The 24,042-nt window shown below is 62.5% G+C and carries 23 protein-coding genes; 15 read left to right on the forward strand and 8 right to left on the reverse strand.

Going from position 1 to position 24,042, the window contains the following annotated elements; genetic code table 11:
• The first annotated feature begins 8 nt into the window (after positions 1-8).
• From CSQ95_RS03710 to CSQ95_RS03760, 11 genes are all read left to right on the forward strand, one after another.
• The gene (locus CSQ95_RS03710) at positions 9-1,151 is read left to right on the forward strand and encodes an NAD(P)/FAD-dependent oxidoreductase (RefSeq protein WP_257217935.1); all 1,143 of its coding nucleotides are present in this window, start codon (positions 9-11) and stop codon (positions 1,149-1,151) included.
• A 79-nt stretch (positions 1,152-1,230) separates the two neighbouring features.
• Positions 1,231-2,310 carry a tRNA 2-selenouridine(34) synthase MnmH gene (mnmH, locus tag CSQ95_RS03715; RefSeq protein WP_099408527.1) on the forward strand — a complete coding sequence of 360 codons (1,080 nt, stop codon included), beginning with the start codon at positions 1,231-1,233 and terminating at the stop codon, positions 2,308-2,310.
• A gap of 98 nt (positions 2,311-2,408) precedes the next feature.
• Positions 2,409-3,473 (forward strand): selenide, water dikinase SelD, encoded by a 1,065-nt coding sequence (gene selD / locus CSQ95_RS03720; protein WP_099408528.1) that lies wholly within the window; start codon positions 2,409-2,411, stop codon positions 3,471-3,473.
• A 25-nt stretch (positions 3,474-3,498) separates the two neighbouring features.
• Positions 3,499-4,368, forward strand: coding sequence for a putative selenate ABC transporter substrate-binding protein (locus tag CSQ95_RS03725; protein WP_076568598.1), 870 nt, complete (start codon positions 3,499-3,501; stop codon positions 4,366-4,368).
• A gap of 169 nt (positions 4,369-4,537) precedes the next feature.
• Positions 4,538-5,350 carry a phosphonate ABC transporter ATP-binding protein gene (locus CSQ95_RS03730; RefSeq protein WP_099408529.1) on the forward strand — a complete coding sequence of 271 codons (813 nt, stop codon included), beginning with the start codon at positions 4,538-4,540 and terminating at the stop codon, positions 5,348-5,350.
• 17 nt (positions 5,351-5,367) lie between these two features.
• Positions 5,368-6,180, forward strand: coding sequence for an ABC transporter permease (locus tag CSQ95_RS03735; RefSeq protein WP_099408590.1), 813 nt, complete (start codon positions 5,368-5,370; stop codon positions 6,178-6,180).
• Positions 6,177-6,974 (forward strand): phosphonate ABC transporter, permease protein PhnE, encoded by a 798-nt coding sequence (gene phnE / locus CSQ95_RS03740; RefSeq protein WP_099408530.1) that lies wholly within the window; start codon positions 6,177-6,179, stop codon positions 6,972-6,974. Before CSQ95_RS03735 ends, phnE begins: the two co-directional genes overlap by 4 nt.
• Before the next feature lie 25 nt (positions 6,975-6,999).
• Positions 7,000-7,365, forward strand: a complete 366-nt coding sequence (locus CSQ95_RS03745; protein ID WP_099408531.1) for a hypothetical protein — start codon at positions 7,000-7,002, stop codon at positions 7,363-7,365.
• Complete coding sequence (locus CSQ95_RS03750) at positions 7,362-7,724, forward strand: hypothetical protein (RefSeq protein WP_143449896.1); 363 nt, start codon at positions 7,362-7,364, stop codon at positions 7,722-7,724. The genes CSQ95_RS03745 and CSQ95_RS03750 overlap by 4 nt, the downstream gene beginning before the upstream one ends.
• 104 nt (positions 7,725-7,828) lie before the next feature.
• Positions 7,829-8,323, forward strand: a complete 495-nt coding sequence (locus tag CSQ95_RS03755) for a GNAT family N-acetyltransferase (RefSeq protein WP_099408533.1) — start codon at positions 7,829-7,831, stop codon at positions 8,321-8,323.
• Positions 8,324-8,598: 275 nt separating this feature from the next.
• Positions 8,599-9,270 carry a hypothetical protein gene (locus CSQ95_RS03760; RefSeq protein ID WP_099408534.1) on the forward strand — a complete coding sequence of 224 codons (672 nt, stop codon included), beginning with the start codon at positions 8,599-8,601 and terminating at the stop codon, positions 9,268-9,270.
• 13 nt (positions 9,271-9,283) lie between these two features.
• Here the strand turns inward: CSQ95_RS03760 and CSQ95_RS03765 are convergent, their stop codons facing one another.
• The 7 genes from CSQ95_RS03765 to cyoA all read right to left on the reverse strand — a co-directional run bounded on the left by CSQ95_RS03765 (position 9,284) and on the right by cyoA (position 16,064).
• On the reverse strand, positions 9,284-9,820 hold the full coding sequence (locus CSQ95_RS03765; RefSeq protein ID WP_034788474.1) for a response regulator transcription factor: 537 nt from the start codon (positions 9,818-9,820) through the stop codon (positions 9,284-9,286).
• Positions 9,810-11,159: an ATP-binding protein gene (locus CSQ95_RS03770; protein WP_099408535.1), complete on the reverse strand. Its 1,350-nt coding sequence runs from the start codon at positions 11,157-11,159 to the stop codon at positions 9,810-9,812. The genes CSQ95_RS03765 and CSQ95_RS03770 overlap by 11 nt, the downstream gene beginning before the upstream one ends.
• Positions 11,143-11,976, reverse strand: coding sequence for an SURF1 family protein (locus CSQ95_RS03775; protein ID WP_099408536.1), 834 nt, complete (start codon positions 11,974-11,976; stop codon positions 11,143-11,145). Before CSQ95_RS03775 ends, CSQ95_RS03770 begins: the two co-directional genes overlap by 17 nt.
• Entirely contained in the window at positions 11,973-12,359 is a 387-nt protein-coding gene (gene cyoD, locus CSQ95_RS03780; protein WP_034788483.1) for a cytochrome o ubiquinol oxidase subunit IV, read from the reverse strand. Before cyoD ends, CSQ95_RS03775 begins: the two co-directional genes overlap by 4 nt.
• Positions 12,356-12,994: a cytochrome o ubiquinol oxidase subunit III gene (gene cyoC / locus CSQ95_RS03785; RefSeq protein ID WP_034788486.1), complete on the reverse strand. Its 639-nt coding sequence runs from the start codon at positions 12,992-12,994 to the stop codon at positions 12,356-12,358. The genes cyoD and cyoC overlap by 4 nt, the downstream gene beginning before the upstream one ends.
• Complete coding sequence (gene cyoB / locus CSQ95_RS03790; protein WP_070288466.1) at positions 12,987-14,990, reverse strand: cytochrome o ubiquinol oxidase subunit I; 2,004 nt, start codon at positions 14,988-14,990, stop codon at positions 12,987-12,989. Before cyoB ends, cyoC begins: the two co-directional genes overlap by 8 nt.
• A 90-nt stretch (positions 14,991-15,080) precedes the next feature.
• Positions 15,081-16,064, reverse strand: coding sequence for a ubiquinol oxidase subunit II (gene cyoA / locus CSQ95_RS03795; RefSeq protein ID WP_175444764.1), 984 nt, complete (start codon positions 16,062-16,064; stop codon positions 15,081-15,083).
• 217 nt (positions 16,065-16,281) lie between these two features.
• Between cyoA and CSQ95_RS03800 the strand changes: the two genes are divergently transcribed.
• Positions 16,282-17,628, forward strand: a complete 1,347-nt coding sequence (locus CSQ95_RS03800) for an MFS transporter (RefSeq protein ID WP_070218888.1) — start codon at positions 16,282-16,284, stop codon at positions 17,626-17,628.
• A gap of 104 nt (positions 17,629-17,732) precedes the next feature.
• Here CSQ95_RS03800 and CSQ95_RS03805 read toward each other — a convergent pair whose 3' ends face one another.
• On the reverse strand, positions 17,733-18,185 hold the full coding sequence (locus CSQ95_RS03805; RefSeq protein WP_070218889.1) for an Hsp20/alpha crystallin family protein: 453 nt from the start codon (positions 18,183-18,185) through the stop codon (positions 17,733-17,735).
• 281 nt (positions 18,186-18,466) lie between these two features.
• Here CSQ95_RS03805 and CSQ95_RS03810 point away from each other — a divergent pair, with 281 nt between their 5' ends.
• Genes CSQ95_RS03810 through CSQ95_RS03820 form a run of 3 tightly spaced genes read left to right on the forward strand, consistent with a single transcriptional unit; the run spans position 18,467 to position 24,039 of the window.
• Positions 18,467-21,949, forward strand: coding sequence for a response regulator (locus tag CSQ95_RS03810; RefSeq protein WP_099408591.1), 3,483 nt, complete (start codon positions 18,467-18,469; stop codon positions 21,947-21,949).
• 28 nt (positions 21,950-21,977) lie between these two features.
• Positions 21,978-22,859 carry a protein-glutamate O-methyltransferase CheR gene (locus tag CSQ95_RS03815; RefSeq protein WP_099408537.1) on the forward strand — a complete coding sequence of 294 codons (882 nt, stop codon included), beginning with the start codon at positions 21,978-21,980 and terminating at the stop codon, positions 22,857-22,859.
• On the forward strand, positions 22,849-24,039 hold the full coding sequence (locus CSQ95_RS03820; RefSeq protein ID WP_099408538.1) for a hybrid sensor histidine kinase/response regulator: 1,191 nt from the start codon (positions 22,849-22,851) through the stop codon (positions 24,037-24,039). The genes CSQ95_RS03815 and CSQ95_RS03820 overlap by 11 nt, the downstream gene beginning before the upstream one ends.
• Positions 24,040-24,042 lie beyond the last annotated feature (3 nt).

Here is a 24,042-nt window from a genome sequence, read left to right on the forward strand (position 1 = left end):
GGATCACCATGCATATCGCCATCATCGGCGCGGGCCTGGGCGGGCTGATGCTCGCCCGCGTGCTGCACGTCCACGGCATCGCCGCCACCGTGTATGAAGCGGATGCGTCGCCGCAGGCGCGCCGCCAGGGCGGCATGCTCGATATCCACGAAGAAACGGGCCAGCAAGCGCTGCGGGCCGCCGGCCTGCACGATGTCTTCCGCGCCCTCATCCATGCGGGCGCCGAAGCGAGCCGCGTGCTCGACCGGCACGGCACGGTCCTGCACGACGAGGGGGACGACGGCACGGGCGGGCGTCCCGAAGTGCCGCGCGGCGAGCTGCGCCGCATCTTGCTCGATGCCTTGCCTGACGGCTGCGTGCGCTGGGGCCACAAGCTGACAAGCGTCGCGACGCTGGACGGCGGCAGGCACATGCTGAACTTTGCGCATGGCGCCTCGGCGGCCAGCGACCTGCTGGTGGGCGCGGATGGCGCCTGGTCCCGGGTGCGGCCGCTGCTCTCCGGCGCGCAGCCCGCCTACAGCGGCATTGCCTTCATTGAAACGTATCTGTTCGACAGCGACCGCCGCCACGGGGCCACTGCGCAAGCCGTGGGCGCCGGCGCCCTGTTCGCGCTGGCGCCGGGCAAGGGCATCCAGGCCCATCGCGAAGCCGGTGGCGTGCTGCATGTTTATGTGGCCCTGAGTAAACCTGAGGAGTGGCTGGCTGGCATCGATTTTGCCGACCCGGCCGCCGCCCGGGCAGCCATCGCCGCCCAGTTTGCCGGCTGGGCGCCGGCGCTCACGGCCCTGATCACGGAGGCGGACACGCCGCCCGTGCCCCGTCCCGTGCATCTGCTGCCCGCCGGCCACCGCTGGCAGCGCGTGGCGGGCGTGACCTTGCTGGGCGACGCGGCCCATCTGATGGCGCCGGCCGGCGAAGGCGCCAACCTGGCCATGCTGGACGGCGCCGAGCTGGCGCAGGCGCTCGCCGCGCACCCAAGCGACGTGGAAGCGGCCTTGCTGGCGTATGAAACGGCGCTGTTTGCGCGCAGCAGCGCGGCTGCGGCCGAGTCCGAACGCATCCTGCGCCTGTGCTTTGACGACGACGCGCCGCACAGCCTGGTGCGGTTCTTCACGGGCATGCGGGATGGCGGCCCGGCGCGCGCAGTGTGAACGGCGGCGCCAAAGCCCCACGCCAGCGGCCTTTATCGGGGATAATACGTCTTTCCCCATTCCAAGCAGCCGCGCCACGATGAAATACCCCGCAGTCCTTCCCTTCAGCGACATCCTGCCACGCCTGCATGAATTCGACGCCATCATCGACGTGCGCAGCCCGTCCGAGTTCGCGGAAGACCACTTGCCGGGCGCCATCAACCTGCCCGTGCTCGACGACGAGCAGCGCGTGCGCGTCGGTACTTTATATAAACAGACGAGCGCCTTCGAGGCGAAAAAGCTGGGCGCGGCGCTGGTGGCGAAGAATATCGCGCGGCATATCGAAGACGGTTTGCTTGGCCATCCGCACGAATGGAAGCCGCTCGTCTACTGCTGGCGCGGCGGCAACCGCAGCGGCGCCATGGCGCACATCCTGGCGCGCATCGGCTGGCCCGTCACGCAACTCGATGGCGGCTACAAGGATTACCGGCGCCACGTGAACGCCGAACTGGCCATCCTGCCCGAGCGCTTCGATTTCATCAATGTGCTGTGCGGCCCCACGGGCAGCGGCAAGAGCCGCCTGTTGCAGGTGCTGGACAAGCAAGGCGCGCAAGTGATCGACCTGGAACAATTGGCAGCGCACCGCGGTTCCGTGCTGGGCGGCTTGCCCGAGGAAGAGCAGCCCTCGCAAAAGGCATTCGAAAGCACGCTGTGGCAGCAGTTGCGCCAGTTCGACCCGGCATTGCCCGTCTTCATCGAATCGGAAAGCAAGAAAGTGGGCCGCGTGCGCGTGCCCGACGCGCTGATGGACAAGATGCGCGCGGCCGCCTGCACGGACGTGCGGCTGGCCACGGAGCAGCGCGTGCAATTGCTGATGCAGGACTATGAACATTTCGTCGGCGACCCGGCCCGCCTGAACGTGCAGCTGGCCCTGTTGACGCAACTGCATGGCAAGGAGAAAATTGCACACTGGCAGCAGCTGGCCACGGCGGGCCAGATGGCCGAGCTGGTGGAGGAACTGCTGGTCCAGCATTACGACCCCGTCTACCGGCAATCGATCGCCCGCAACTTCAGCCGCTACGCCCAGGCGACGCCGCTGGTCTTGCCCGATATTTCAGAACATGCCTTTGAGCAAGCCGCGCGCGCGTTGTGTGGTATTGTCGGCACTAATTCCCCCTAAAGACGCAGTGCCGGGGTCGGACCCTGAGAGTCCGACCCCAGACCTTGCGTTTGGGGTAAAAATGATCATCGTTGTACACAACATCAGCAGGAATTGCCATGTCAGATAGCGCAGCAACATCCAATACCCCCATCCGATTGACCGAATTTGCCCATGGCGGCGGCTGCGGCTGCAAGATTGCGCCCGGCGTACTGGCCGACATCCTGAAAGGCAGCGGCGGCTTTCCGCTGCCGAAGGAATTGCTGGTCGGCATAGAAACCTCCGATGACGCGGCCGTCTACCAGCTCAACGACGAGCAGGCGCTGATCGCCACGACGGATTTCTTCATGCCCATCGTCGACGACCCGTTCGACTTCGGCCGCATCGCCGCCACCAACGCCATTTCCGACGTGTACGCCATGGGCGGCACGCCCATCATGGCGCTGGCCCTGGTCGGCATGCCGATCAACAAGCTGCCCGTGGAAACCATCGGCCTCATCTTGAAAGGCGGCGAAACCATCTGCGCCCAGGCCGGCATCCCCATCGCGGGCGGCCACACCATCGATTCCGTCGAACCGATCTATGGCCTCGTCGTGCTGGGCCTCGTGCACCCGTCGCAGGTGAAGCGCAATGCGGGCGCGCGCGCCGGCGATAAACTGGTGTTGGGCAAGCCCATCGGCGTGGGCATCCTGTCGGCCGCCCTGAAGAAGAATGCGCTGGACGCGGACGGCTACGCGTCCTTGATCAACAACACCACCAAATTGAATACCCCGGGCAAGAAACTGGCCCTGCTCGATGGCGTGCATGCGCTGACGGACGTGACGGGCTTCGGCTTGCTGGGCCACACCCTGGAGCTGGCACGCGGCGCCAAGTTGCAGGCGCGCATCGCCATGGCTGACGTGCCGCTGCTGCCGCAAGTGCAGCAACTGGCGCAGAATGGCAACATCACGGGCGCCTCGGGCCGCAACTGGCAGGGCTACGGCGCGCAAGTGGCGCTGGATGACAGCCTCAGCGCCATCGACAAGGCGATCCTGACGGACCCGCAGACGGCCGGCCCCCTGCTGGTGGCCTGCGCGCCGGAAGCCGTCGAGCACGTGCTGGCGATTTTCCGCGCCGAAGGCTTTGGCGACGCCGTCGTCATCGGCGAGATGCAGGATGGCACGACCGGTGTTTCCGTATATTAATGAACAATCTTTCAAAGGCAGCCCCATGACCACGTTCTCCAACAAGTTCCCCGCCATCCTGGCCACCGTCGCCGCCACCCTGGCCATCCACAGCGGCCTGGCACAGGCGCAGCAAGTGCTGCGCGTGTCCGCCATCCCCGACGAAGCGCCGACGGAATTGCAGCGCAAGTTCAAGCCGCTGGGCAGCTACCTGGAGAAAAAGCTGGGCATGAAGGTGGAATTTACGCCCGTCACCGATTACGCGGCGTCCGTGGAAGGCTTGATCAATCACAAGCTCGACATGGTCTGGTTTGGCGGTTTTACCTTCGTGCAAGCCAACGTGCGCAGCGGCGGCAAGATCGTGCCACTGGTGCAACGCGAGGAAGACACGAAATTCCGCTCCGTGTTCGTGACCACCAGCAAGGACATCAACCAATTGTCTGACCTGAAAGGCAAGAACTTCACGTTCGGCTCGGAATCGTCGACCTCGGGCCACCTGATGCCGCGTTACTACTTGCTGGCCGCCAAGATCAATCCGGACACGGACATGAAGCGCATCGCGTTCTCCGGCGCGCATGACGCCACCGTGGCCGCTGTCGCCGGCGGCAAGGTCGATGCGGGCACCTTGAACATTTCCGTGTGGGAAAAGCTGGTGGAAGCGAAAAAGGTCGATCCAGCCAAGGTGCGCGTGTTCTACACGACGCCAGGCTACTACGATTACAACTGGAGCGTGCGCGCCGACATGAACCCCGTCGTGCGCAAGAAGCTGACGGACGCCTTCCTGGCGCTGGACCCATCGACGGCTGAGGGCAAGGAAATCCTCGAGCTGCAGCGCGCGACCAAATTCATCCCGACCAAGGCCGAGAACTACAAGGATATCGAAGCGGCCGCGCGCGATGCGAAGCTGTTGAAGTAAACTACGTCGACGCGTTTTATCGTAGGTCGGATTAGCGGCAAAGCCGCGTAATCCGACACAAGCAATAATGCCAACAATGTTGTCGGATTACGGCCTCCGGCCTAATCCGACCTACGCTGCCGTCGCATGGCGTAATCCGACACACCAACGCCCCCATACCGAACATCGCATGACATTCCAACTTCACAAGGTCAGCGTCCACCACGCGGGCGCCGCCGGCAATGCGCTGGCCCTGCGCGACGTGGACCTGGACGTGGCCCAGGGTGAACAGATCGCCCTGATCGGCCCGTCCGGCGCCGGCAAGACCAGCTTGCTGCACACCTTGGCCTGCGCGCTGCGCCCCGAGGCCGGCAGCTTGCGCATCCTTGGCAGCTCTCCCTGGCAGATCGGCAGCGCCGCGCGCCACTCCTTGCGCGCGCGCCTGTTCCTGGCGCCGCAGACGCCGCCCCTGCCGCCGCGCCAGCGCGTCGTCAACGCCGTGCTGGCGGGCCGCCTGCCGCAATGGAGCGTGTGGACGGCCATCCGTTCGCTGCTTGCGCCCGTCGACCCGCGCGCCGCGTGGGAAGCTCTGGGCAAATTCAATCTGCAGGATAAACTGTACGCCAGGGTCGACCGCCTGTCCGGCGGCGAACGCCAGCGCTGCGGCATGGCGCGCGCGCTCGTGTCGGATGCACAAGTGTTCCTCGTCGACGAACCGCTGTCCGCGCTCGACCCCACCTTGGCCTTGCAGACGATCCATGTGCTGCAGGCGGAAGCGACGGCGCGCAACGCCACCCTGATCTGCAGCCTGCACCAGGTGGAGATCGCGCGCGCCTGTTTTACGCGCATCATCGCCTTGCGCGACGGCAAGATCGTCTTCGACTTGCCTGCCAGCGAGGTCAGCGACGCCATGATCGCCGAGCTGTACCGCAACAAGGCCGATCCGGCGCCCCAGTTCGAATCGGTGGAGGCGAACCTGGACGCCGCGAGGCCCCTTTGCTGAAGAGCGCTGACGCCGCCATGCCGCGCGACCCCGCCTGGCGCGGCCGCCTGACGACGGCTGCCGTCGTGCTGCTCGTGCTGTGGCCGATGCTGGTGCAGGCCGAATTCAAGCCGTGGATACTCTGGGATGCGCAAAGCCTGGCAGCCACCTGGCAATTCATCGCCAGTTTCGTGCCGCCCGCCCACTCGCTGGAATTTTTGCAGCTGGTGGCCATTTCCAGCTGGGAAACCATCGCCATGGCCACGGCCGGCATGGCCTTGGCCATGCTGGGCGCCATTCCCTTGACCTTGCTGGTGACGGAGCGCCTGTCGATTTCCCGCATCGGTTCCGGCCGGGTGGCGCCCCTGGCCGCCGCGCTGCGCCACGCGGTCCGTGCGCTGCTGGTGTTGCTGCGCAGCGTGCCGGAACTGGTCTGGGCCTTACTATTAGTACGCATCGTCGGCCTGGGGCCGACGGCGGGAGTGATCGCCATCGCGCTCACCTATTGCGGCATGCTGGGCAAGGTGTATGCGGAAATCCTCGAATCGTCGGATGCCGCCGCTTGCAACGCCTTATTGAACAACGGCAGCGGCAGATTAAAAGCCTTGCTGTACGGCGCCCTGCCCGAATCGGCCGCTGAACTGGTGTCGTACACGATTTACCGCTGGGAATGCGCGATCCGCGGCTCCGTCGTCATGGGATTTGTCGGCGCGGGTGGCCTGGGCCAGCGCATGGATGAATCGATGAAGATGATGGCAGGCAATGAACTGGCCACCATGCTGATGGTGTTCGTGCTGCTGGTGGCGGGCGCCGACGCCGTGTCCGCCATGCTGCGCCGGAGGCTGGCATGAAGACTGGACCGATGTTGCCCGCCCCTGCTCCCGTGCGCTGGTCGACCTGGGCCTTGCTCGCCGGTTTATTGATGCTGGTCATCACCAGCTTCGCCACCCTGCCCCTGAAATGGGGAGAGTTCTTCAGTGCCGACGCCGTGCGCACGAGCGCCGATTTCCTGCACGGCTTCGCCCCGCCCGAGCTGGCCGCCCCCTTCCTGATGAAAGTCGGCATGGCCACGTTCGAGACACTGGCCATGTCGGCCATCGGCACGGTGATTGCCGCTTTCCTGGGTGCGCTGCTGGCCCTGCCCGCCAGCGGCCGTTTCGGCAGCCTGGCGCGCAACGCGACGCGTGGTGTCTTGAATGTGCTGCGCTCGATCCCGGAACTGGTGTGGGCCTCAATTTTGCTGATCGCCGCCGGCCTGGGCCCGTTCGCCGGCACCCTGGCCCTGGCCCTGCACACCGTAGGCGTGCTGGGCCGCTTGTTTGCCGACGCCTTCGAAAATTGCCCGCCCTTGCCGGCAGCCACCCTGCGCATCAATGGCGCGCGGCCCGCCGTGGCCTTTTTGTACGCGACCTTGCCGCAGTGCGGGCCGCAGATGATGTCCTACACTTTGTACCGCTGGGAAAACAATATCCGCGCCGCCGCCATCCTCGGCGTCGTCGGTGCGGGCGGCCTGGGGCAGATGCTGAAATACCATCTGTCACTGTTCCAGATGCAGAACGCCGCTACCGTCATCGTCGCCATGCTGCTGATGGTGGCCGCCGTCGATGGCCTCAGCTACCTGCTGCGCCGCGCCATGACCCGTTAATTTTCACTTTTCACAAGGAATACCCATGTCAGGCTGGTGGACGATTATCTCGACAGAAACGCCGGAACAAATGGCCGATATGACGAAGGTCAACAAGGAAGCGTTTCTCGCCACGTGGGAAGCGGGCCTGCTCGGCGCCGACTGGATCGCGCAATTGTGTGAGCAAGGCAAGGCGACCCAGCTGGCCTTCAACGGCTTCCCCAACCGCTACACGGCCTCGGCGGACGTCATCGCGCCCCTGCTGCTGGCGGGCATCGCCGAAGCGCAGGACGGGGAATTTCCGCAAGATAAGCTCACGGGCTGGCCCGGCTGCATTACCGTGTATCCGGAGCGCATCGCCGCGTGCTCGCCAGGCCAGCTGCTGACGGTGGAAATATGGGATCAATCATGACAGCTCAACATGGCAGGGTTCCCCTGCAGACCGAGCACTTGGCCTGGTTCAGCCAGCACCTGGGCGGGCGCTTCCGCACGGCAGGATTGCGCATTCAATTTCATGATAATCAGCAAGCTGGCATCCATTGGCAGGTGGCATGTCCCGAAGAATACCAGGCGGCCATCCTGCAAGGCTTGCATGAGGGCATGAACGACGCTTTTCCCCACTATCTGGCAAGCAGCGGCGTGTGGATCACGGAAGTGCTGGTCGACGACGTCAGCTCTTCGCCCGATGCCTTTTACCGCGCGGCCTTGCTGGTGATAGCCCAGGCCAGGGCACTGCTGGAACTGTCAGGACGCGCATACAACTTGGCGTGAGCAAATGTACGGGAACGGCAGCAAACCAGGCTGCGATCCTGTTAATATTATTCAATACTTTTCACCTCCACGGCCGCCCCGGCCAGTTAAGGAATGCCGCAGCGTTGAATCCCCTTCTCATCCGCGCCACCACCGCCAGCGACTGGCCAGCGCTGAAGTCCACGCGCCTGGCCGCCCTGCTCGACGCCCCCACTGCCTTTGGCGCCAGTCACGCCAGCGCGGCCGCTTTTTCCGATGCCGACTGGCAGCAGCGCGCCATCAGCACGCCGCAGCGCACGTTTTTCCTCGCCTTTGACGACGATCAACCAATCGGCCTCGCCGCGCAGGTGCTCGCCGGTAATGGCGAGTGCCACCTGATCGCCATGTGGGTGCAACAGCAATACCGCGGCCGGGCCGTGGCCCAGGGGCTGGTCGACGCCGTGAAACAATGCGCGGTGGACAACGGCCATTCCCGGCTGGTACTCGACGTGGCGCCCGAGAATGTGCGCGCGGCCGCCTTCTATCAGAAACAGGGTTTTGTCTTTTTGCCGGAATGGGAAGCGCTGGAAAGCCATCCGCATATCCAGGTGCAGAAGATGGAATGGCGGATGCGGGCATAATGGCCTTATTTTCGGCCGGATTTTGTTATGTATCCGGCCAGTCCGGCTGCTGTGAGATATCTTGTCATCGAATCCCGGAAAACAGCGGTTTCAAGCACTTCATTCATCCCAATTGACGCTCTGTCTTAAAAACCTGCTCATGCCGGTGTTTTTTTCTACACTCGCGTTTTCATTCATGAATAGAAAGATCAGGTATGCGTGCCATTAAAAGAGCGGGGCTTTTGCTGTGTTTGTGCGGTGCCGCGGCGCAAGCTTGCGCTGATACGGAACCAGCCGTGGAACAGGCCGCGCAGGATGCGGCGGCGTCCGTCAGCGTAAAGGGCATGCGGGACCCGGACTGGAAGCCCTACAGTGCCATGCTCAAGGGCGTCAAGCGCTTCGAGGAAAAGCATGCGCTGGCTCCCGGCACGGAGTTGAAATTCATCCTGGAACCGCGCCGCGCCGACGTCGACATGCAGGGCATCGCGCTGCGGCTGGAAAGCGACGAGGCGGGCCTGGCGATACCGTTGGAGGAGCGCAATATCTTCAGCTTGCCCGTCGGACAGGGTCCGCTGTACGACAAGGCCGAGCTGACAGTGAACCGCAAGGCGGGTTCGGTCCGGTGGATACCCTACGTCAGGAGCGCGGCGACCAGCGACACGCTGCGCCGCTTGGGCGACCTGCGGCTGGCGTGCGAAGTCCACTGGGCCATCGACAAGGAGACCTTGCCTTTCGCCATGCGCACCATGATGAGCGCAATGGGCGGGCCCTGCAATTTCGTGTCGCAGAAAGGCACCTACAGCTTTACGGAAACGCGGCGCATCACGGCCGCGACGATCAGTTTCAATGGGAAAAGCGCGCCCGTGCCATTCAGCGGCTCGTCGTTCACGCCGCCGTTGCGGGAGCAGGACTGGAGCGACGACAGTACGATCGAACTGGCATTCGACAACGATCAGGCTGCGCAGTGACCAGCGCAATACACTACTTCACCCGCTGCTTTTCCAGCTTGCGCGCCAGCGTGCGCCGGTGCATGCCCAGCCGTCTCGCCGTTTCCGAAATATTAAAATCCGTTTCGGCCAGCATTTCGTGGATGCGTTCCCATTCCAGGGTCTTGATGTTGGTGGCGCGATTCGTCAGTTCGATGTCGGCGTTGCCGGCCACGTGGCCGAAGGCCGCTTCGATGTCGTCCGTGTTCGACGGTTTCGCCAAATACTGGCAGGCGCCCAGCTTGATCGCTTCGACGGCCGTGCCGATGCTGGCGTAGCCCGTCAGCACGACGATCAGCATTTCCGGGTCGTGCTGGTGCAGCATCTGCACGCAGGCCAGGCCCGAAGTGTTGCCATTGAGTTTCAAATCGACGACGGCGTAGTCGGGGCAATGCTGTTCCAGCAAGGCGCTGGCCTCGTCGAAATTGGTGGCCAGTATGACCTGATAGCCGCGCCGCTCGAACGAGCGGCCCAGCGTGCGGGCAAACGCGGCATCGTCTTCCACGATCAGTAACAGACGGTCATCCTGCATGGTGGTCGCTTTCTCTTTCCAGTTTGATGGCCGCCAGCGGCAAGGCCAGGTGCACCACCGCCCCGCCCTGTACCCGGTTGCGCGCCGTCACCGTGCCGCCCAAGGTACGCGCGACATTGACCACCAGGAACAGACCCAGGCCGCCGCCGGGCTTGCCCTTGCTGCTTTGATATGGTTTACCCAGGTGCGTCAGCATCGACGGCTCGAAGCCGGGGCCCGCATCGGTAACGACCAAGTGCAAGGCGTCCGCTTCGCGCGTCGCTTCAAAACGCAGCCATTCGGGCGACGCTTCCAGCGCATTGTCGAGCACATTGCAGATGGTTTGTTTCAAGGTCGAATCGAAGACGACGGGCACGTCGTGCTCGATGCGGTTATCGTACTCGAAATCCTGGATCGGGCGGCTCGTGCGCCACTCGTCGACCAGGTCGTTGAGGAAGGTATTGATCGTCGTCTTGACGGAAGATTCCCCGCGCGCCTCGCCCGCCGACAATAAAATGCCGCTGACGATGCTCTTGCAGCGCTGCAATTGCGCCTGCATTTCCGTGATTTCTTCCAGCAATTCGCTGTTCTTGCTCAATTCCGGCATGCGGCGCCAGTCGCCGAGGATGACGGACAAGGTTGCCAGCGGCGTGCCCAGCTCGTGCGCGGCGCCCGAGGCCAGCAAGCCCATGCGGATGATGTGCTCCTCTTCCGCCGCGCGCTGGCGCAAGTCGGCCACCTTGGCGTCGCCGGCCCGCTGGTTGCGGTTGATGCGCGTGATGAACACCACCAGCAAGGCGGCGTTCAAAATAAAACAGATCAGCAAGCCCTGCACGTACAGGCTGGAAAAGCCGCGCTCGGGGTCGATCGGCAGGATCAAGGGGCCGGGCAGCAAGGCCAGGCCCGCCAGGCACAGGCTGGTAATGGCCACCATGATCCAGGTCGACCACACTTCCAGCAGCACGGCGCTGAGGATGACTTGCAATAAATACAGGAAGGCAAACGGGTTGCTGATGCCGCCGCTCAGGTAGAGCTGGGCCGTCAGCACGGTGACGTCGACCAGCAGCGCCAGAAACAGGGCCGTGTTGGAAACGGGCTGGCGCTCGTGCCAGCGCAGCAGGCTGGCCAGGTTGAAGGCGATGAGGCAGGACAGCACTTCCAGCATGTAGGGCACGGGCAAGGCGATGCCCAATCCCACGCCCACGCCGAAGATCGTGCTGATCTGGCCGATCACGGCCAGCCAGCGCAGCTGGATCAGCAGCTTCATGTTCTGGTGGCCGGCCGGGTGTTCCATCTCGGCCGCCACGGCGCCGCGTTCTAGTACCTCGCGGTTGGGCAGGATTTCAATCCTGCCCGGCATGGTCGCTTTCCTGGCGATGGGCATTGCCCGCCTTGCGCGCGCGGCGGCGCTTGTCCTCGCGCACGATCCACCACGTGATGCCGGCCACCATCAGGGCCAGCGCAAACCACGTCAACGCGTACACGAGGTGGTTGTTGTGGAACGAGATCACGGTCAGGCCACCGACGGGGGCGTCACTGGCCGTTTCCGATTTCTCTTTCGCATCGACGAAATATGGCGCCACGTTGCTCAGCATGTGCGAGCCGGCGATGGCGGCCACGTCGCGCGAATACCAGTGCTGCGTGGCAGGACTGTTTTCACGCAGGAAACCGCCGCCCGTCTCGCTGATGCGCAGCAAGCCGTCGACCTCGACGATGCCGGCCGGCGTGCTGGCGGCGATGCTGGCGCGTTTCGGCACAAAGCCGCGGTTGATGAGCACGGTGCTGCCGTCGGCCAGGCGCAAGGGCGTCACCAGCCAGTAACCGCTGCCCAGTGCCGTCGTTGCCTGCACCAGGGTATTGAAAATGGGGAGATAAGTACCGGAGAGTCGCACATGGCGGTATTCATCCGTTTGCTGCGTGATGCTGGCCCAGGCTGCGGGTCCAGGCGCGTCCGTTGCGGGCGCATGTACGCGTTGTTCGACGCGCTCGATCAGGTCAAGCTTCCAGAACAGGCGCTTGACTTGCCAGGTTCCCAGGACGCAGAAACCGGCAAACAAGATCCCCGCCAGCAAGGCCAGTGCATACCGCACAGCCATGCCGCGTGGGCCTGGCGCGGCATCTTGCGATGCGGCGCCAGGGGCGCGCCCGGTGTTGCTTGGGCGCGGTTGACTCATCATGGAGCCGTTTTCGTATGCATGTACTCAGGCATCAGATCCGGCATCATGTTGTGGTTCATGTGGTACATGACCCACAGGGAACCGGCCATGGCAATGCCCACGATCATGATCGTGAAGATCAGCGCCATCATGTTCCAGCCGCCTTCGGACTTGGTGTTCATGTGCAGGAAGTACACCATGTGTACCACCACTTGAACGGCCGCGAATGCCAGCAGGACCAGGCCCATGGTGCCCGAGTTGGTGATGGCTTTCGTCATCACCAGCCAGAACGGAATGGCCGTCAGGATCACCGACAGGATGAAACCGATGGCGTAGCTTTTCAGGCTGCCATGATCGTGGTTGTCATGGTGGTGGCTATCGCCGTGTGTGTGGTGGTCGCTCATGGCAGCACTCCCATCAGGTAGACAAAGGTGAAGACGCCGATCCAGATGACGTCCAGGAAGTGCCAGAACAGCGACAGGCACATCATGCGGCGGCCGTTTTCCGGGGTCAGGCCATGCTTGTTCAACTGGAACATCAAGGTCACGAGCCAGATCACGCCGAACGTCACGTGCAAGCCGTGGGTACCGACCAGGGCAAAGAACGACGACAGGAACGCGCTGCGCTGCGGACCGGCGCCTTCGTGGATCAGATGAATGAATTCATACATTTCCAGCGACAGGAAGGCCAGGCCGAACAGGCCCGTGATGCCCAGCCAGACCAGGGTGCTGCGCAATTGCTTGCGCTGCATGGCCAGCATGGCGAAGCCGTAGGTGATCGACGACAGCAGCAGCATGGCCGTGTTGACGGCCACCAGCGGCAGGTCGAACAGCGCGGCGCCCGTCGGGCCGTCCGCGTAGCTGCGGCCGACCACGGCGTACGTGGCGAACAGACAGGCGAAGATCAGGCAATCGCTCATCAGGTAGAGCCAGAAACCGAGCAAGCTGCCGTTTTCCGGGTGGTGCTCGCGCACAAAGTAGCTGCGCGTGCTTGGTGCGGCGCCAGCGGCGCCGGTGTTATGGGCGATGGTATCAGACATGGCTGCTCAGCAATTTAGTATAAGCGTCTTCGGTACGGACCACTTCTTCCGCAGGAATGTAGTAATCGCGCTTGTAGTTAAAGGTATGGACGATGATCGTAATCATCATGACCACGAAGCCAACGCTGGCGACGAGCCACATTTGCCAGATCAGGCCAAAACCGACCAGTGCGGACAGTGCGGCGATCACGAAACCAGCCCAGGTGTTCTTCGGCATGTGGATCTTCGTGAAACCGGACGTCGGACGCTGGTAACCGTGTTTCTTCATGTCAGTCCATGCATCGAGTTCGTGCACTTGTGGCGTGAAGGCGAAATTATAGTCTGGCGGTGGCGACGACGTCGACCATTCCAGCGTACGGCCGCCCCATGGGTCGCCGGTAACGTCGCGCAGGGCGTGACGGTTGCGGAAACTCACATAGAACTGCATCAGCAGGGAACCGATGCCCAGCGCGATCGAGACGGCGCCAAACCAGGCGATGATGGTCCAGATTTGCAAGGATGGATCTTCAAAGTGGTTGACACGACGGGTCACGCCCATCAGGCCCAGCACGTACAGCGGCATGAAGGCCAGGTAGAAGCCGACGAACCAGAACCAGAACGAGCACTTGCCCCAGAACGCGTCGAGCTTGTAGCCGAAGGCTTTCGGGTACCAGTAGTTAATTGCAGCAAATACACCAAACACCACGCCGCCGATAATCACGTTATGGAAGTGGGCGATCAGGAACAAGCTGTTATGCAGGACGAAGTCCGCCGGTGGTACGGCCAGCAGCACGCCGGTCATGCCGCCGATGGTGAAGGTGACCATGAAGCCGATCGTCCACAGCATCGGCAGTTCAAAGCGGATACGGCCGCGGTACATGGTAAACAGCCAGTTGAAGATCTTCGCGCCCGTCGGGATCGAGATGATCATCGTCGTGATGCCGAAGAAGGAGTTGACGCTGGCGCCCGAACCCATGGTGAAGAAGTGATGCAGCCATACCAGGTACGACAGGATCATGATGACGCAGGTGGCGTACACCATCGAGGCGTAGCCGAACAGGCGCTTGCTGCTGAACGTGGCGACCACTTCCGAGAACACGCCGAACAGCGGCAGGATCAGGATGTAGACTTCCGGGTGACCCCAGATCCAGATCAGGTTGACGTACATCATGGCGTTGCCGCCCAGTTCCGTCGTGAAGAAGTTAAAGCCGGCAACGCGGTCCAGCGACAGCATGGCCAATACGGCCGTCAGTACCGGGAAAGCGGCGACGATCAGGATGTTGGTGCACAGTGCGGTCCAGGTAAAGACGGGCATTTTCATCCAGGTCATGCCAGGCGCGCGCATCTTGACGATGGTGGCGATCAGGTTGACACCGGACAATAGCGTCCCGACCCCGGCAATCTGCAAGGACCAGATGTAATAGTCTACCCCCACGTCCGGACTGCCGACGATGCCCGACAGCGGCGGATACGCCAGCCAGCCCGTGCGGGCGAATTCGCCGACGAACAGCGAAGCCATGACCAGGGCGGCGCCCATGGTGGTCATCCAGAAGCTGAAGTTGTTGAGGAAAGGGAAAGCCACGTCGCGCGCGCCGATCTGCAGCGGCACCACGTAGTTCATCAGACCCGTCACGAAAGGCATCGCGACGAAGAAGATCATGATCACGCCGTGGGCGGTGAAGATCTGGTCGTAGTGATGCGGTGGCAGGAAGCCGGCATTGTCGCCAAAGGCGATCGCCTGCTGGGTACGCATCATCAGCGCGTCGGCAAAGCCGCGCAGCAGCATGACCAAGCCCAGGATCATGTACATGATACCGATTTTTTTATGGTCGATACTGGTGATCCAGTCGCGCCACAGGGTACCCCAGACGCGGAAATACGTCAGTGCCGCAACGAGTGCGATACCGCCCAGGGCGACCATTGCAAAGGTCGCCAGCAGGATAGGTTCGTGAAATGGAATTGCATCCCAAGTCAGACGGCCGAATATAAGCTTCGTCAGATCAATATGGTCTAGCATTGTTACTCTCAGAGAAAAAAGGGAGGCGCCAGGCAAGCGGCGCCAGTATCTGCAGCGCCACTACGATGCGCTGCGGGATTCATGCAGTGGTTACTTGGCTTGAACGCCCTTTTCCACGACTGCATCGCTAGCGACTACTGCCGTTACGGCCGCTACCGGGCTTTTTGCCATCGTCAATTTGTATGGCTCGACCGGCGTCACGCACAGGGCGTCGGAAACGATGGTGCGGTTCAGAATTGCCTTGTACAGATCGTTAGGCACGGCGCTGTAGCGGCGTACCGGGTCGCGTTCGCTAGGTTGGGCCAGCGACAGGTAGTCGTCGCGGTTCAGCGCGCCGCCACCGGCACGTGCCGATTCCACCCATTTGTCGAAGTCCGCATCATTGACACCGTGGAACTTGAAGCGCATGCCCGAGAAACCGGCACCGCTGTAGTTCGCGGAGAAGCCTTTATAGACACCCGGCTTGTTGATGACGGCATTCAACTGCGTTTCCATGCCCGGCATGGCGTAGATCTGACCTGCCAGCGCGGGGATGAAGAACGAGTTCATGACGGACGACGCGGTGATCTTGAAGCGGATCGGACGATCGACGGGCGCGTACAGTTCATTCACGGAAGCGATGCCTTGCTCCGGGTAGATGAACAGCCATTTCCAGTCCATGGCCACGACTTCGACGATCATCGGCTTGTGGCTGGCGGGAATGGGACGGTTGGCGTCGATACGGCTCAATGGGCGGTATGGATCGAGGGTGTGGGTGCTGATCCAGGTCAGCAGGCCCAGCACGATGATGATCAACAGGGGCGCGCCCCAGATAATCAGCTCGAGGCGAGTCGAGTGGTCCCAGTCCGGCTCGTATTTGGCCGCGGTGTTGTTTTTTCTATAGCGCCATGCGAACAGCAGGGTCAGGGCGATTACCGGAACGATAATCAACAGCATCAGCAATGTCGAGATGACAATCAGATTGCCTTGCTGAACTGCGATGTCGCCAGACGGATTCAGTACCACCGTATTGCAACCAGCCAACAATGCGAGAGGTAAAAGAAGCAGTCCGCGACGAACTTTTAATGAAAACATACAGGAAAGTCCAGTACAGGGGATGAAGATATGGTACTGTATTCTCACTGGAGCGCACTGGCAATTGGACGTTTTGTCCTACCCCTTGCTCGGACTTTCACTTGGTAGACGAGGACTTCTCCTACAACTATCCAATGAATAGTCCTGCTCCGGGCGTGAGACACCCGGGGTAAGTTACGCGTTGGCCGAACTCGAAACGATATTGGAGACGATCATCATGTCCAGCACGCGCACACACAGCGGCGATGTACCCGCCGACTTTTCCCCCCACTCCCTGCGCGACGCACGCGGGGCCGGCACGGTCGAATCGCATATCGACCCCGGTGAGATCGCCGTCGGCGTGATCATCGGCCGCGCTTCCGAATACTTTGACTTCTTTGTTTACGCCATCGCCTCGGTGCTGGTGTTTCCGCGCGTCTTCTTCCCGTTCGAAGAACGCCTGGAAGGGACTTTATATGCGTTCCTGATTTTCTCGTTCGCCTTCATCGCCCGTCCGTTCGGCACCGTGATCTTCATGGAAATCCAGCGCCGCATGGGACGCAGCGCCAAGCTGACGTTCGCCCTCTTCCTCCTGGGCGTGTCAACAGCCGGCATCGCCTTCCTGCCGACCTATTCCCACCTGGGCTTTGCCGCCATCATCTGGCTGTCCGTGCTGCGCATCGGCCAGGGCGTCGCCCTGGGCGGTTCCTGGGATGGCTTGCCATCGCTGCTGGCCCTGAACGCGCCGGAAAACAAGCGCGGCTGGTACGCCATGCTGGGCCAGCTGGGCGCGCCCGCCGGCTTCCTGATCGCCGCCGGCCTGTTCTGGTTCATGCTGACCAGCCTGACGGATGAAGACTTCCTCGACTGGGGCTGGCGCTATCCGTTCTATGTGGCCTTCGCCATCAACGTCGTGGCCCTGTTTGCCCGTTTGCGCCTGGTGTCGACGAATGAATATGCGCGCCTGCTCGACGAACGCGAACTGCAGCCCGTGAGCGTGTTTGAAATGAGTCGCGGCCAAGGCCGCAACGTGCTGATCGGCGCCCTCGCCGCGCTGGCCAGCTACGCCCTGTTCCACCTGGTCACCGTGTTCCCGCTGTCGTGGATTTCCGTCTACCAGACGCGTTCGGCCCCGGACTTCCTGCAAATCCAGATGGTCGGCGCCGTGCTGGCCGCCATCGGCGTAGTGATTTCCGGCTTGCTGGCCGATAAAGTAGGCCGCCGCACCACCCTGGGCGTGCTGGCCGTGCTGATCGCCATCTTCAGCGCCTTCGTGCCGACCCTGATGGGCGGCGGCAATACGGGCCAGGACGTGTTCATCCTCGTGGGCTTCAGCCTGCTGGGTCTGTCCTACGGCCAGGCTGCCGGCGCCGTGACGGCCAACTTCCCTGCCCGCTTCCGCTATACGGGCGCGGCCCTGACATCCGACCTGGCCTGGCTGGTCGGTGCCGGCTTCGCCCCGCTGGTGGCGCTGGGCCTGTCGGCCAACTTCGGCCTCGCCTATGTCAGCTTCTACCTGCTGTCGGGCGCCGTCGCCTCGCTGGCCGCGCTGAGCCTGAACCGGGCACTGGAAATCCGCGACTGACATATATATAGAGGCAAATCGGGCGGCAGCGCGCTGCCACCCGACAATACCCAAGAAACGCCGGCACCGTCCGGCGTTTTTTCATGCCCGCTCCTTGGCCAGGCTTACTGTATCGCCAGCTGCCGCCCGCCCGTCCCCTCTTTCTTCGGCAAGTCCAGCAGCAGCACGCCATTTTCATAGCGCGCCTGCGCGCCGGCCTCGTCCACCTCGTGCGGCAGCACGAAGCTGCGGTATTGCTGGCCATACTCGCGTTCGCTGCGCACGGTCTTGCCGCCGCCGTCGCGCGTCACTCTTTCATCCTTGAGTTCGGCACTGATGGAGACGCGGCTCCCGTCGATGGAGACCTTGATATCGTCCTTGTTGACGCCTGGAATGTCTGCCTGCACCTGATAGGCTTGCTCAGTTTCGGAAATATCGACGCGCATGCGTGACGAACCCGCATCGCGCAAGCGCAAGGCGGGCGCGAAAAAGTCATGCATGAAATCTTCCATGTCGCTGAACGGGTCAAAACGTGCCAGCGGGTTTTGCGGATCGCGACGCATCAATTGATTAGCCATGATGTCCTCCTGCATGGGATGGTTTGCACACGGCAGTCGTCGCAGGGACGCCGCCACCTCCTGCATCTTAGGATGCGAACCGCTTGTCTCTTTGATCTGCCTCAATCGCGGCCAGCTTGATTTTTCTTCTACTTTCATCTGTGCGCTGGCGCGCTTTGCACGGGCTTGCGAGTCGGCAATTGACCGCAAGACTGTTATGCTAGCGCACGCTATGCTTGACCACCAGAAACCTTGCATTTCAATTAAAATTGACTTTTTCGCGACAGCCTTACACGGACATGATGAATACCAAGACCCCGATCGACTCCTTCAGCTTTCGCCGCATCCTCGCCCGCAACGTCACCTTGCCGCTGGTTATCGGGGTCGTCACGGCCCTCGTGTTTGTCGGCCTGATCGCCTACCTGCTGTCGGCCCTGCGCTCGGTCGAGCATTCCGAACGGGTGATCGGCAACGCCAACGAGGTCATGAAGCTGTCCGTCGACCTGGAAACAGGCATGCGCGGCTACCTGCTGACGGGCGATGAAACGTTTTTGGCGCCGTATAAATCGGGCAAGGCAAAGATCGCCGTGGAAATGAACACGCTGCTCGACCTCGTTTCCGACAGCCCCATCCAGGTGGACCGCTTGCGCCGCATCCGCGCGCTGCAAGGCCAGTGGATGGAGTACGCGGAAGCCGTGATCGCCCAGCGCCGCAACAATCAGGAATTCCTCGCGCGCGTGCGCCAGGGCGAAGGCAAGCTGGAGTTCGACGAAATCCGCCGCGAATTTCTCACCTTCCTGTCCATGGAGCAGCGCTTGCGCCAGGAGCGGGCCGACTCGGCCGAGGGCCGCACCATGCTGGCCGTGGTGGTGTTCCTGATCCTCAGCCTGGGATTGTCCGGCTTGCTCGCCTACCTGGGACGTCGCGAACTGCTGCGCCTGTCCGATATCTATAACGATGCGCTGGAGCAGCGCGGCAAGGACAACGACGTGCTGCAGGAGCAAGCATGGCTGCGCACGGGACAGACAGAGCTGGCGGCCCACACAAGCGGCCAGCTGGGCTTGCCGCAGCTGGGACGGCACGTGCTCGATTTCCTGGCCCACCGGCTGGAAGTGGCCGTGGCCACCCTGTACGTCGTCGACGAGGATGGCAGCCTGCGCCGTACTGCCGTGTACGGCTTCAACGAACAGGGCGTGAAGGAAAAACAGGTGTTCAAGCTGGGCGAAGGCCTGGTGGGCGAGACGGCGCGCGAAAAACGCCTCAAGCATGTGCAGCAAGTGCCCGAGAATTATCTGACCGTGACGTCGAGCCTGGGCAGCGGCGCGCCGCTGGAACTGGTTTTGGTGCCCGTCAACAATGAAGGCCTCGTCAACGGCGTCATCGAACTGGGCTTTACGCATCCCGTCAGCGCCCGCGCCAAGGAGTGGCTGAACCTGATTGGCGCCAATATCGGCACGTCGCTGGAAGCGGCCCTGTACCGTCAGCGCCTGCAAAATGTACTGGAAGAAACGCAGCAATTGAATGAAGAACTGGAAGTGCAGCAGGAAGAACTGCGCACGGCCAATGAAGAGCTGGGCGAGCAATCGCGCGTGCTGGAACAGTCGCAAGCCCACCTGGAAGAGCAAAAAGCGGCGCTGGAGCAGTCGAACGAGCAGCTGGCCGTGCAGGCGCTGTCGCTGGACCAGAAAAACATGGCCATCGTCCAGGCGCACGCCCAGCTGGAAGCGCGCGCCGAAGAGCTGCAGCGGGCCAGCCGCTACAAATCCGAGTTCCTGGCGAACATGTCGCATGAGCTGCGCACGCCGCTGAACAGCTCGCTCATCCTGTCGAAGCTGTTGTCCGACAACAGCAGCGGCAACCTGACGCCGGAACAAGTGACGTTTGCGCAAACCATTTATTCGGCCGGCAACGACCTGCTGACCCTCATCAACGACATCCTCGACATTTCCAAGGTCGAGGCGGGCAAGCTGGAATTGACGCCGGACGCCGTGCCTTTCGACGAGCTGCTCAGCAGCATGAAGATGCTGTTCGGCGCCCAGGCGCAGCAAAAGAAACTGGTGTTTGACGTCAAGGTGGCGCCGGACACGCCGCCATCGTTCGTCAGCGACCGCCAGCGCCTGGAGCAGATCCTGAAAAACCTGCTGTCGAACGCCATCAAGTTTACCGATGCGGGCGCGGTGTCCCTGCACGTGAGCGCCGATGCGGCCGGCCAGGTGCGCTTCCAGGTGCAGGATTCGGGCATCGGCATCGCCGACGATCAGCAGCACAAGATTTTCGACGCCTTCCACCAGGCCGACGGCACCACCAGCCGCCGCTATGGCGGCACGGGCCTGGGCCTGTCGATCTCGCGCGACCTGGCCGCCTTGCTGGGCGGCAGCATCGAACTGGCCAGCACGCCGGGCCAGGGCAGCACGTTTACCCTGATGCTGCCGGCCGTCATGCCGGAACGGGCGGTCGAGGCGGCGGCAGCGCCCCACGCCGCGCCGCAAGCGCCCGCAAAAACCGCGGCCGCCGCGCCGAAGGCGGCGCCTGCCGCCAAGCCCGTGCCGCTGCCCACCTTCCAGGATGACCGCGATAGCGTGCCGCCGGCCAAGACGGGCCAGCGTTCCGTGCTGGTGATCGAGGATGAGCCGTCGTTTGCCGGCATCCTGTTCGACCTCGCGCATGAAATGCAATACCGCTGCCTGGTGGCGCACGGCGCCGACGAAGGCTTGCGCCTGGCGGAAGAATTCCTGCCCGACGCCATCCTGCTCGACATGGGCTTGCCGGACCGCCCGGGCTTGCTGGTCTTGCAGCAATTGAAGGAAAACCCGCTGACGCGCCACATTCCCGTGCACATCGTCTCCGGCAACGACCAGATCCAGGAAGCCATGCAGCTGGGCGCCATCGGCTACGCCACCAAGCCGCGCACACGCGAACAATTGAAGGAAGTGTTCCGCAAGCTCGAATCGAAATTCACGCAGCAGATGAAGCGTATCCTGCTGGTCGAGGACGACGAACGCCAGCGCGAAAGCGTGGTCCACCTGATCAGCGACAACGACGTGGAAATCACAGCCGTCGCGCTGGGCGAACAGGCGCTGGAATTGCTGAAGACACAGATTTTCGACTGCATGATCATCGACTTGAAGCTGCCCGACATCCAGGGCAACGAATTGCTCGAACGCATGGAACATGAAGAGCTGTGCTCGTTCCCGCCCGTCATCGTCTACACGGGCCGCAACCTGAGCCGCGAGGAAGAAGCGGATTTAATGAAATATTCGCGCTCGATCATCATCAAGGGCGCCCGTTCGCCCGAACGCCTGCTCGACGAAGTGACCCTCTTCCTGCACAAGGTGGAGTCGGAACTGTCGAGCGAGCGCCAGGGCATGCTGCAACAGGTGCGCAGCCGCGAGCGCGTGTTTGAAGGACGCAAGATTTTGCTGGTGGACGACGACGTGCGCAACATCTTTGCCCTGACGAATGCGCTGGAACAGAAAGGCGTGGTGGTGGAAATCGGCCGCAACGGCTTCGAAGCCATCAGCAAGCTCAACAGCGTGGACGATATCGACCTGGTGTTGATGGACGTCATGATGCCGGGCATGGATGGCCTGGAAGCGACGCGCTTGATCCGCGCCGATGGCCGCTACAACAAGCTGCCCATCATCGCCATTACGGCCAAGGCCATGAAGAATGACCAGGAAGAATGCCTGCAGGCGGGCGCATCCGACTACCTGGCCAAGCCGATCGACCTGGACCGTCTGTATTCCTTGCTGCGCGTGTGGATGCCGAAGATGGAACGCATCTGATGCCACGCCACGCGATGGAAAGCCGCTGATGTCCCCGCGCTACACGGATGCACAACTGGAAGCGCTGATGGAAGCGATCTATCAGCGCTACAGCTACGACTTTCGCGACTATTCCCTACCCTCGCAGCGCCGTCGCCTGAACCAGGCGCTCGAGCGCTTCCATTGCGCCGATTTGCCTGCCTTGCAGCAACTGGTGCTGGATGACGCAGCCAGCTTTGGCAGGCTGCTGCAGATTTTGACCGTGCCCGTCACGCAAATGTTCCGCGACCCGGCGTTTTTCCTCGCCCTGCGCGAACACGTGGTGCCCGTGCTGAAAACCTACCCGTCGCCGACCATCTGGGTGGCCGGCTGCTGCACGGGCGAAGAGGCGCTGTCGCTGGCCATCGTGCTGCACGAGGAAGGATTGCTTGAGCGCAGCACGATCTACGCCACCGACATCAATCCGCAAGCGCTGGCCACGGCCGCGCGCGGCGTGTATCCGCTGCACCGGCTCGAGGAGTATGGCGCCAACTACCTGGCAGCGGGCGGCCTGGGCCGGCTGGCCGACTACTACACGGTCGAGCACGCCACCGCGCGTTTCCAGCAGCGTCTGCTCGACAGTATCAACTTTGCCGACCACAGCTTGTCCACGGACAGCGTTTTTATCGAAACGCAATTGATTTTGTGCCGTAACGTACTGATTTACTTCAACAAAACCTTGCAGGAGCGGGCCCTGGGCCTGTTCCACGACTCGCTGTGCCACCGGGGTTTCCTGGGTCTGGGCAGCAAGGAAAGCACGCATTTCACGCGCTTTGCCGCCGACTTCGAGCCATTGCCGGGTCCCGAAAAGCTCTACCGCAAGCGTGCGCCGTCGCACGCCGCTTCCCATTACGCTGGGCGGCACATGCCAGGATTGAAACATGATGAATGAAACAAGCACCAAACTGCTGATCGTCGATGACTTGCCGGAAAACCTGCGCGCGCTCAATGCGCTGATCCGCGAGAGCGACCGCAGCGTCTACCAGGCCTCGTCGGGCGAAGAAGCGCTGGCCCTGCTGCTCGAACACGATTTCGCGCTGGCCATCCTCGACGTGCAAATGCCGGAAATGGATGGCTTTGAGCTGGCGCAACTGATGCGCGGCACGGAAAAGACGCGCCACATCCCCATCGTCTTCGTCACGGCGGCCGGCAAGGAAATGAATTTCGCCTTCCAGGGCTATGAAAGCGGCGCCGTCGACTTCCTGCACAAGCCGCTCGACATCAATGCCGTGCAAAGCAAGGTCAACGTTTTTGTTGCCCTGCACCAGCAGCGCAGCGAGACGCGGCGCCAGGTGCAGGCGCTCGAGCACAGCCGCCAGCAGCAGGAAGCGTTATTGAAGGAATTGCGCGCCACCCAGGCCGAGCTGCAGCGCTCGCTGCGCCTGCGCGACGAATTCATGTCCATGGTGGCGCACGAGCTGCGCACGCCCCTGAACACGCTGTTCCTCGAGACGCAGATGCGCACCGTGAACCTCGAGCGGGGCAATCTGGCCGCCTTCGAGCCTGAAAAGCTGGGCAAGATGGTGGCGCGCGACGGGCGGCAAATCCGCAGCATGGTGCGCCTGATCGACGACATGCTCGACGTGTCGCGCATTACCAGCGGCAAGCTGTCGATCCGCCGCGAATCGGTCGATCTGACCAGCCTGGTACGCCGGGTGGCCGACGACCTGTCGCCGCATGCCGCCGCGGCCGGCAGCGTGCTGGAAGTGCTGGCCTTCGAACCCATCCACGGTTACTGGGATGCCTTCCGCGTCGAGCAAATCGTTGTCAACCTGATCAGCAATGCCGTGCGCTACGGCCAGGGCCAGCCCGTGGAAATCAGCCTGGCGCACACGCAGAACAGCGCCGTCATCGAAGTGCGCGACCATGGCATCGGCATCAATGCGCGCGACCAGGAACGCATCTTCGACGCGTTCGAGCGCGTCATGCACCAGGACCGCACGGGTGGCCTGGGCCTGGGCCTGTTCATCACCAAGCAGCTGGTCGATGCGCATGGCGGCGCCATCACCCTGCAAAGCCAGCCCGGCAATGGCGCCCTGTTCAGCGTCACCCTGCCGCTGGCCGGCAGCTGAGGC

The sequence above is a fragment of the Janthinobacterium sp. BJB304 genome, assembly GCF_002735765.1.
In the GTDB taxonomy this organism is placed as follows: Bacteria; Pseudomonadota; Gammaproteobacteria; order Burkholderiales; family Burkholderiaceae_D; genus Janthinobacterium.

Excerpts from the sequence above, each read along its gene's own strand:
- CSQ95_RS03710 (WP_257217935.1), top strand. The coding sequence starts at position 9 with ATGCATATCGCCATCATCGGCGCGGGCCTGGGCGGGCTGATGCTCGCC.
- mnmH (WP_099408527.1), top strand. The coding sequence starts at position 1,231 with ATGAAATACCCCGCAGTCCTTCCCTTCAGCGACATCCTGCCACGCCTG.
- selD (WP_099408528.1), top strand. The coding sequence starts at position 2,409 with ATGTCAGATAGCGCAGCAACATCCAATACCCCCATCCGATTGACCGAA.
- CSQ95_RS03725 (WP_076568598.1), top strand. The coding sequence starts at position 3,499 with ATGACCACGTTCTCCAACAAGTTCCCCGCCATCCTGGCCACCGTCGCC.
- CSQ95_RS03730 (WP_099408529.1), top strand. The coding sequence starts at position 4,538 with ATGACATTCCAACTTCACAAGGTCAGCGTCCACCACGCGGGCGCCGCC.
- CSQ95_RS03735 (WP_099408590.1), top strand. The coding sequence starts at position 5,368 with ATGCCGCGCGACCCCGCCTGGCGCGGCCGCCTGACGACGGCTGCCGTC.
- phnE (WP_099408530.1), top strand. The coding sequence starts at position 6,177 with ATGAAGACTGGACCGATGTTGCCCGCCCCTGCTCCCGTGCGCTGGTCG.
- CSQ95_RS03745 (WP_099408531.1), top strand. The coding sequence starts at position 7,000 with ATGTCAGGCTGGTGGACGATTATCTCGACAGAAACGCCGGAACAAATG.
- CSQ95_RS03750 (WP_143449896.1), top strand. The coding sequence starts at position 7,362 with ATGACAGCTCAACATGGCAGGGTTCCCCTGCAGACCGAGCACTTGGCC.
- CSQ95_RS03765 (WP_034788474.1), bottom strand. The coding sequence starts at position 9,820 with ATGCAGGATGACCGTCTGTTACTGATCGTGGAAGACGATGCCGCGTTT.
- CSQ95_RS03770 (WP_099408535.1), bottom strand. The coding sequence starts at position 11,159 with ATGCCGGGCAGGATTGAAATCCTGCCCAACCGCGAGGTACTAGAACGC.
- CSQ95_RS03775 (WP_099408536.1), bottom strand. The coding sequence starts at position 11,976 with ATGATGAGTCAACCGCGCCCAAGCAACACCGGGCGCGCCCCTGGCGCC.
- cyoD (WP_034788483.1), bottom strand. The coding sequence starts at position 12,359 with ATGAGCGACCACCACACACACGGCGATAGCCACCACCATGACAACCAC.
- cyoC (WP_034788486.1), bottom strand. The coding sequence starts at position 12,994 with ATGTCTGATACCATCGCCCATAACACCGGCGCCGCTGGCGCCGCACCA.
- cyoB (WP_070288466.1), bottom strand. The coding sequence starts at position 14,990 with ATGCTAGACCATATTGATCTGACGAAGCTTATATTCGGCCGTCTGACT.
- cyoA (WP_175444764.1), bottom strand. The coding sequence starts at position 16,064 with ATGTTTTCATTAAAAGTTCGTCGCGGACTGCTTCTTTTACCTCTCGCA.
- CSQ95_RS03800 (WP_070218888.1), top strand. The coding sequence starts at position 16,282 with ATGTCCAGCACGCGCACACACAGCGGCGATGTACCCGCCGACTTTTCC.
- CSQ95_RS03805 (WP_070218889.1), bottom strand. The coding sequence starts at position 18,185 with ATGGCTAATCAATTGATGCGTCGCGATCCGCAAAACCCGCTGGCACGT.
- CSQ95_RS03810 (WP_099408591.1), top strand. The coding sequence starts at position 18,467 with ATGAATACCAAGACCCCGATCGACTCCTTCAGCTTTCGCCGCATCCTC.
- CSQ95_RS03815 (WP_099408537.1), top strand. The coding sequence starts at position 21,978 with ATGTCCCCGCGCTACACGGATGCACAACTGGAAGCGCTGATGGAAGCG.
- CSQ95_RS03820 (WP_099408538.1), top strand. The coding sequence starts at position 22,849 with ATGATGAATGAAACAAGCACCAAACTGCTGATCGTCGATGACTTGCCG.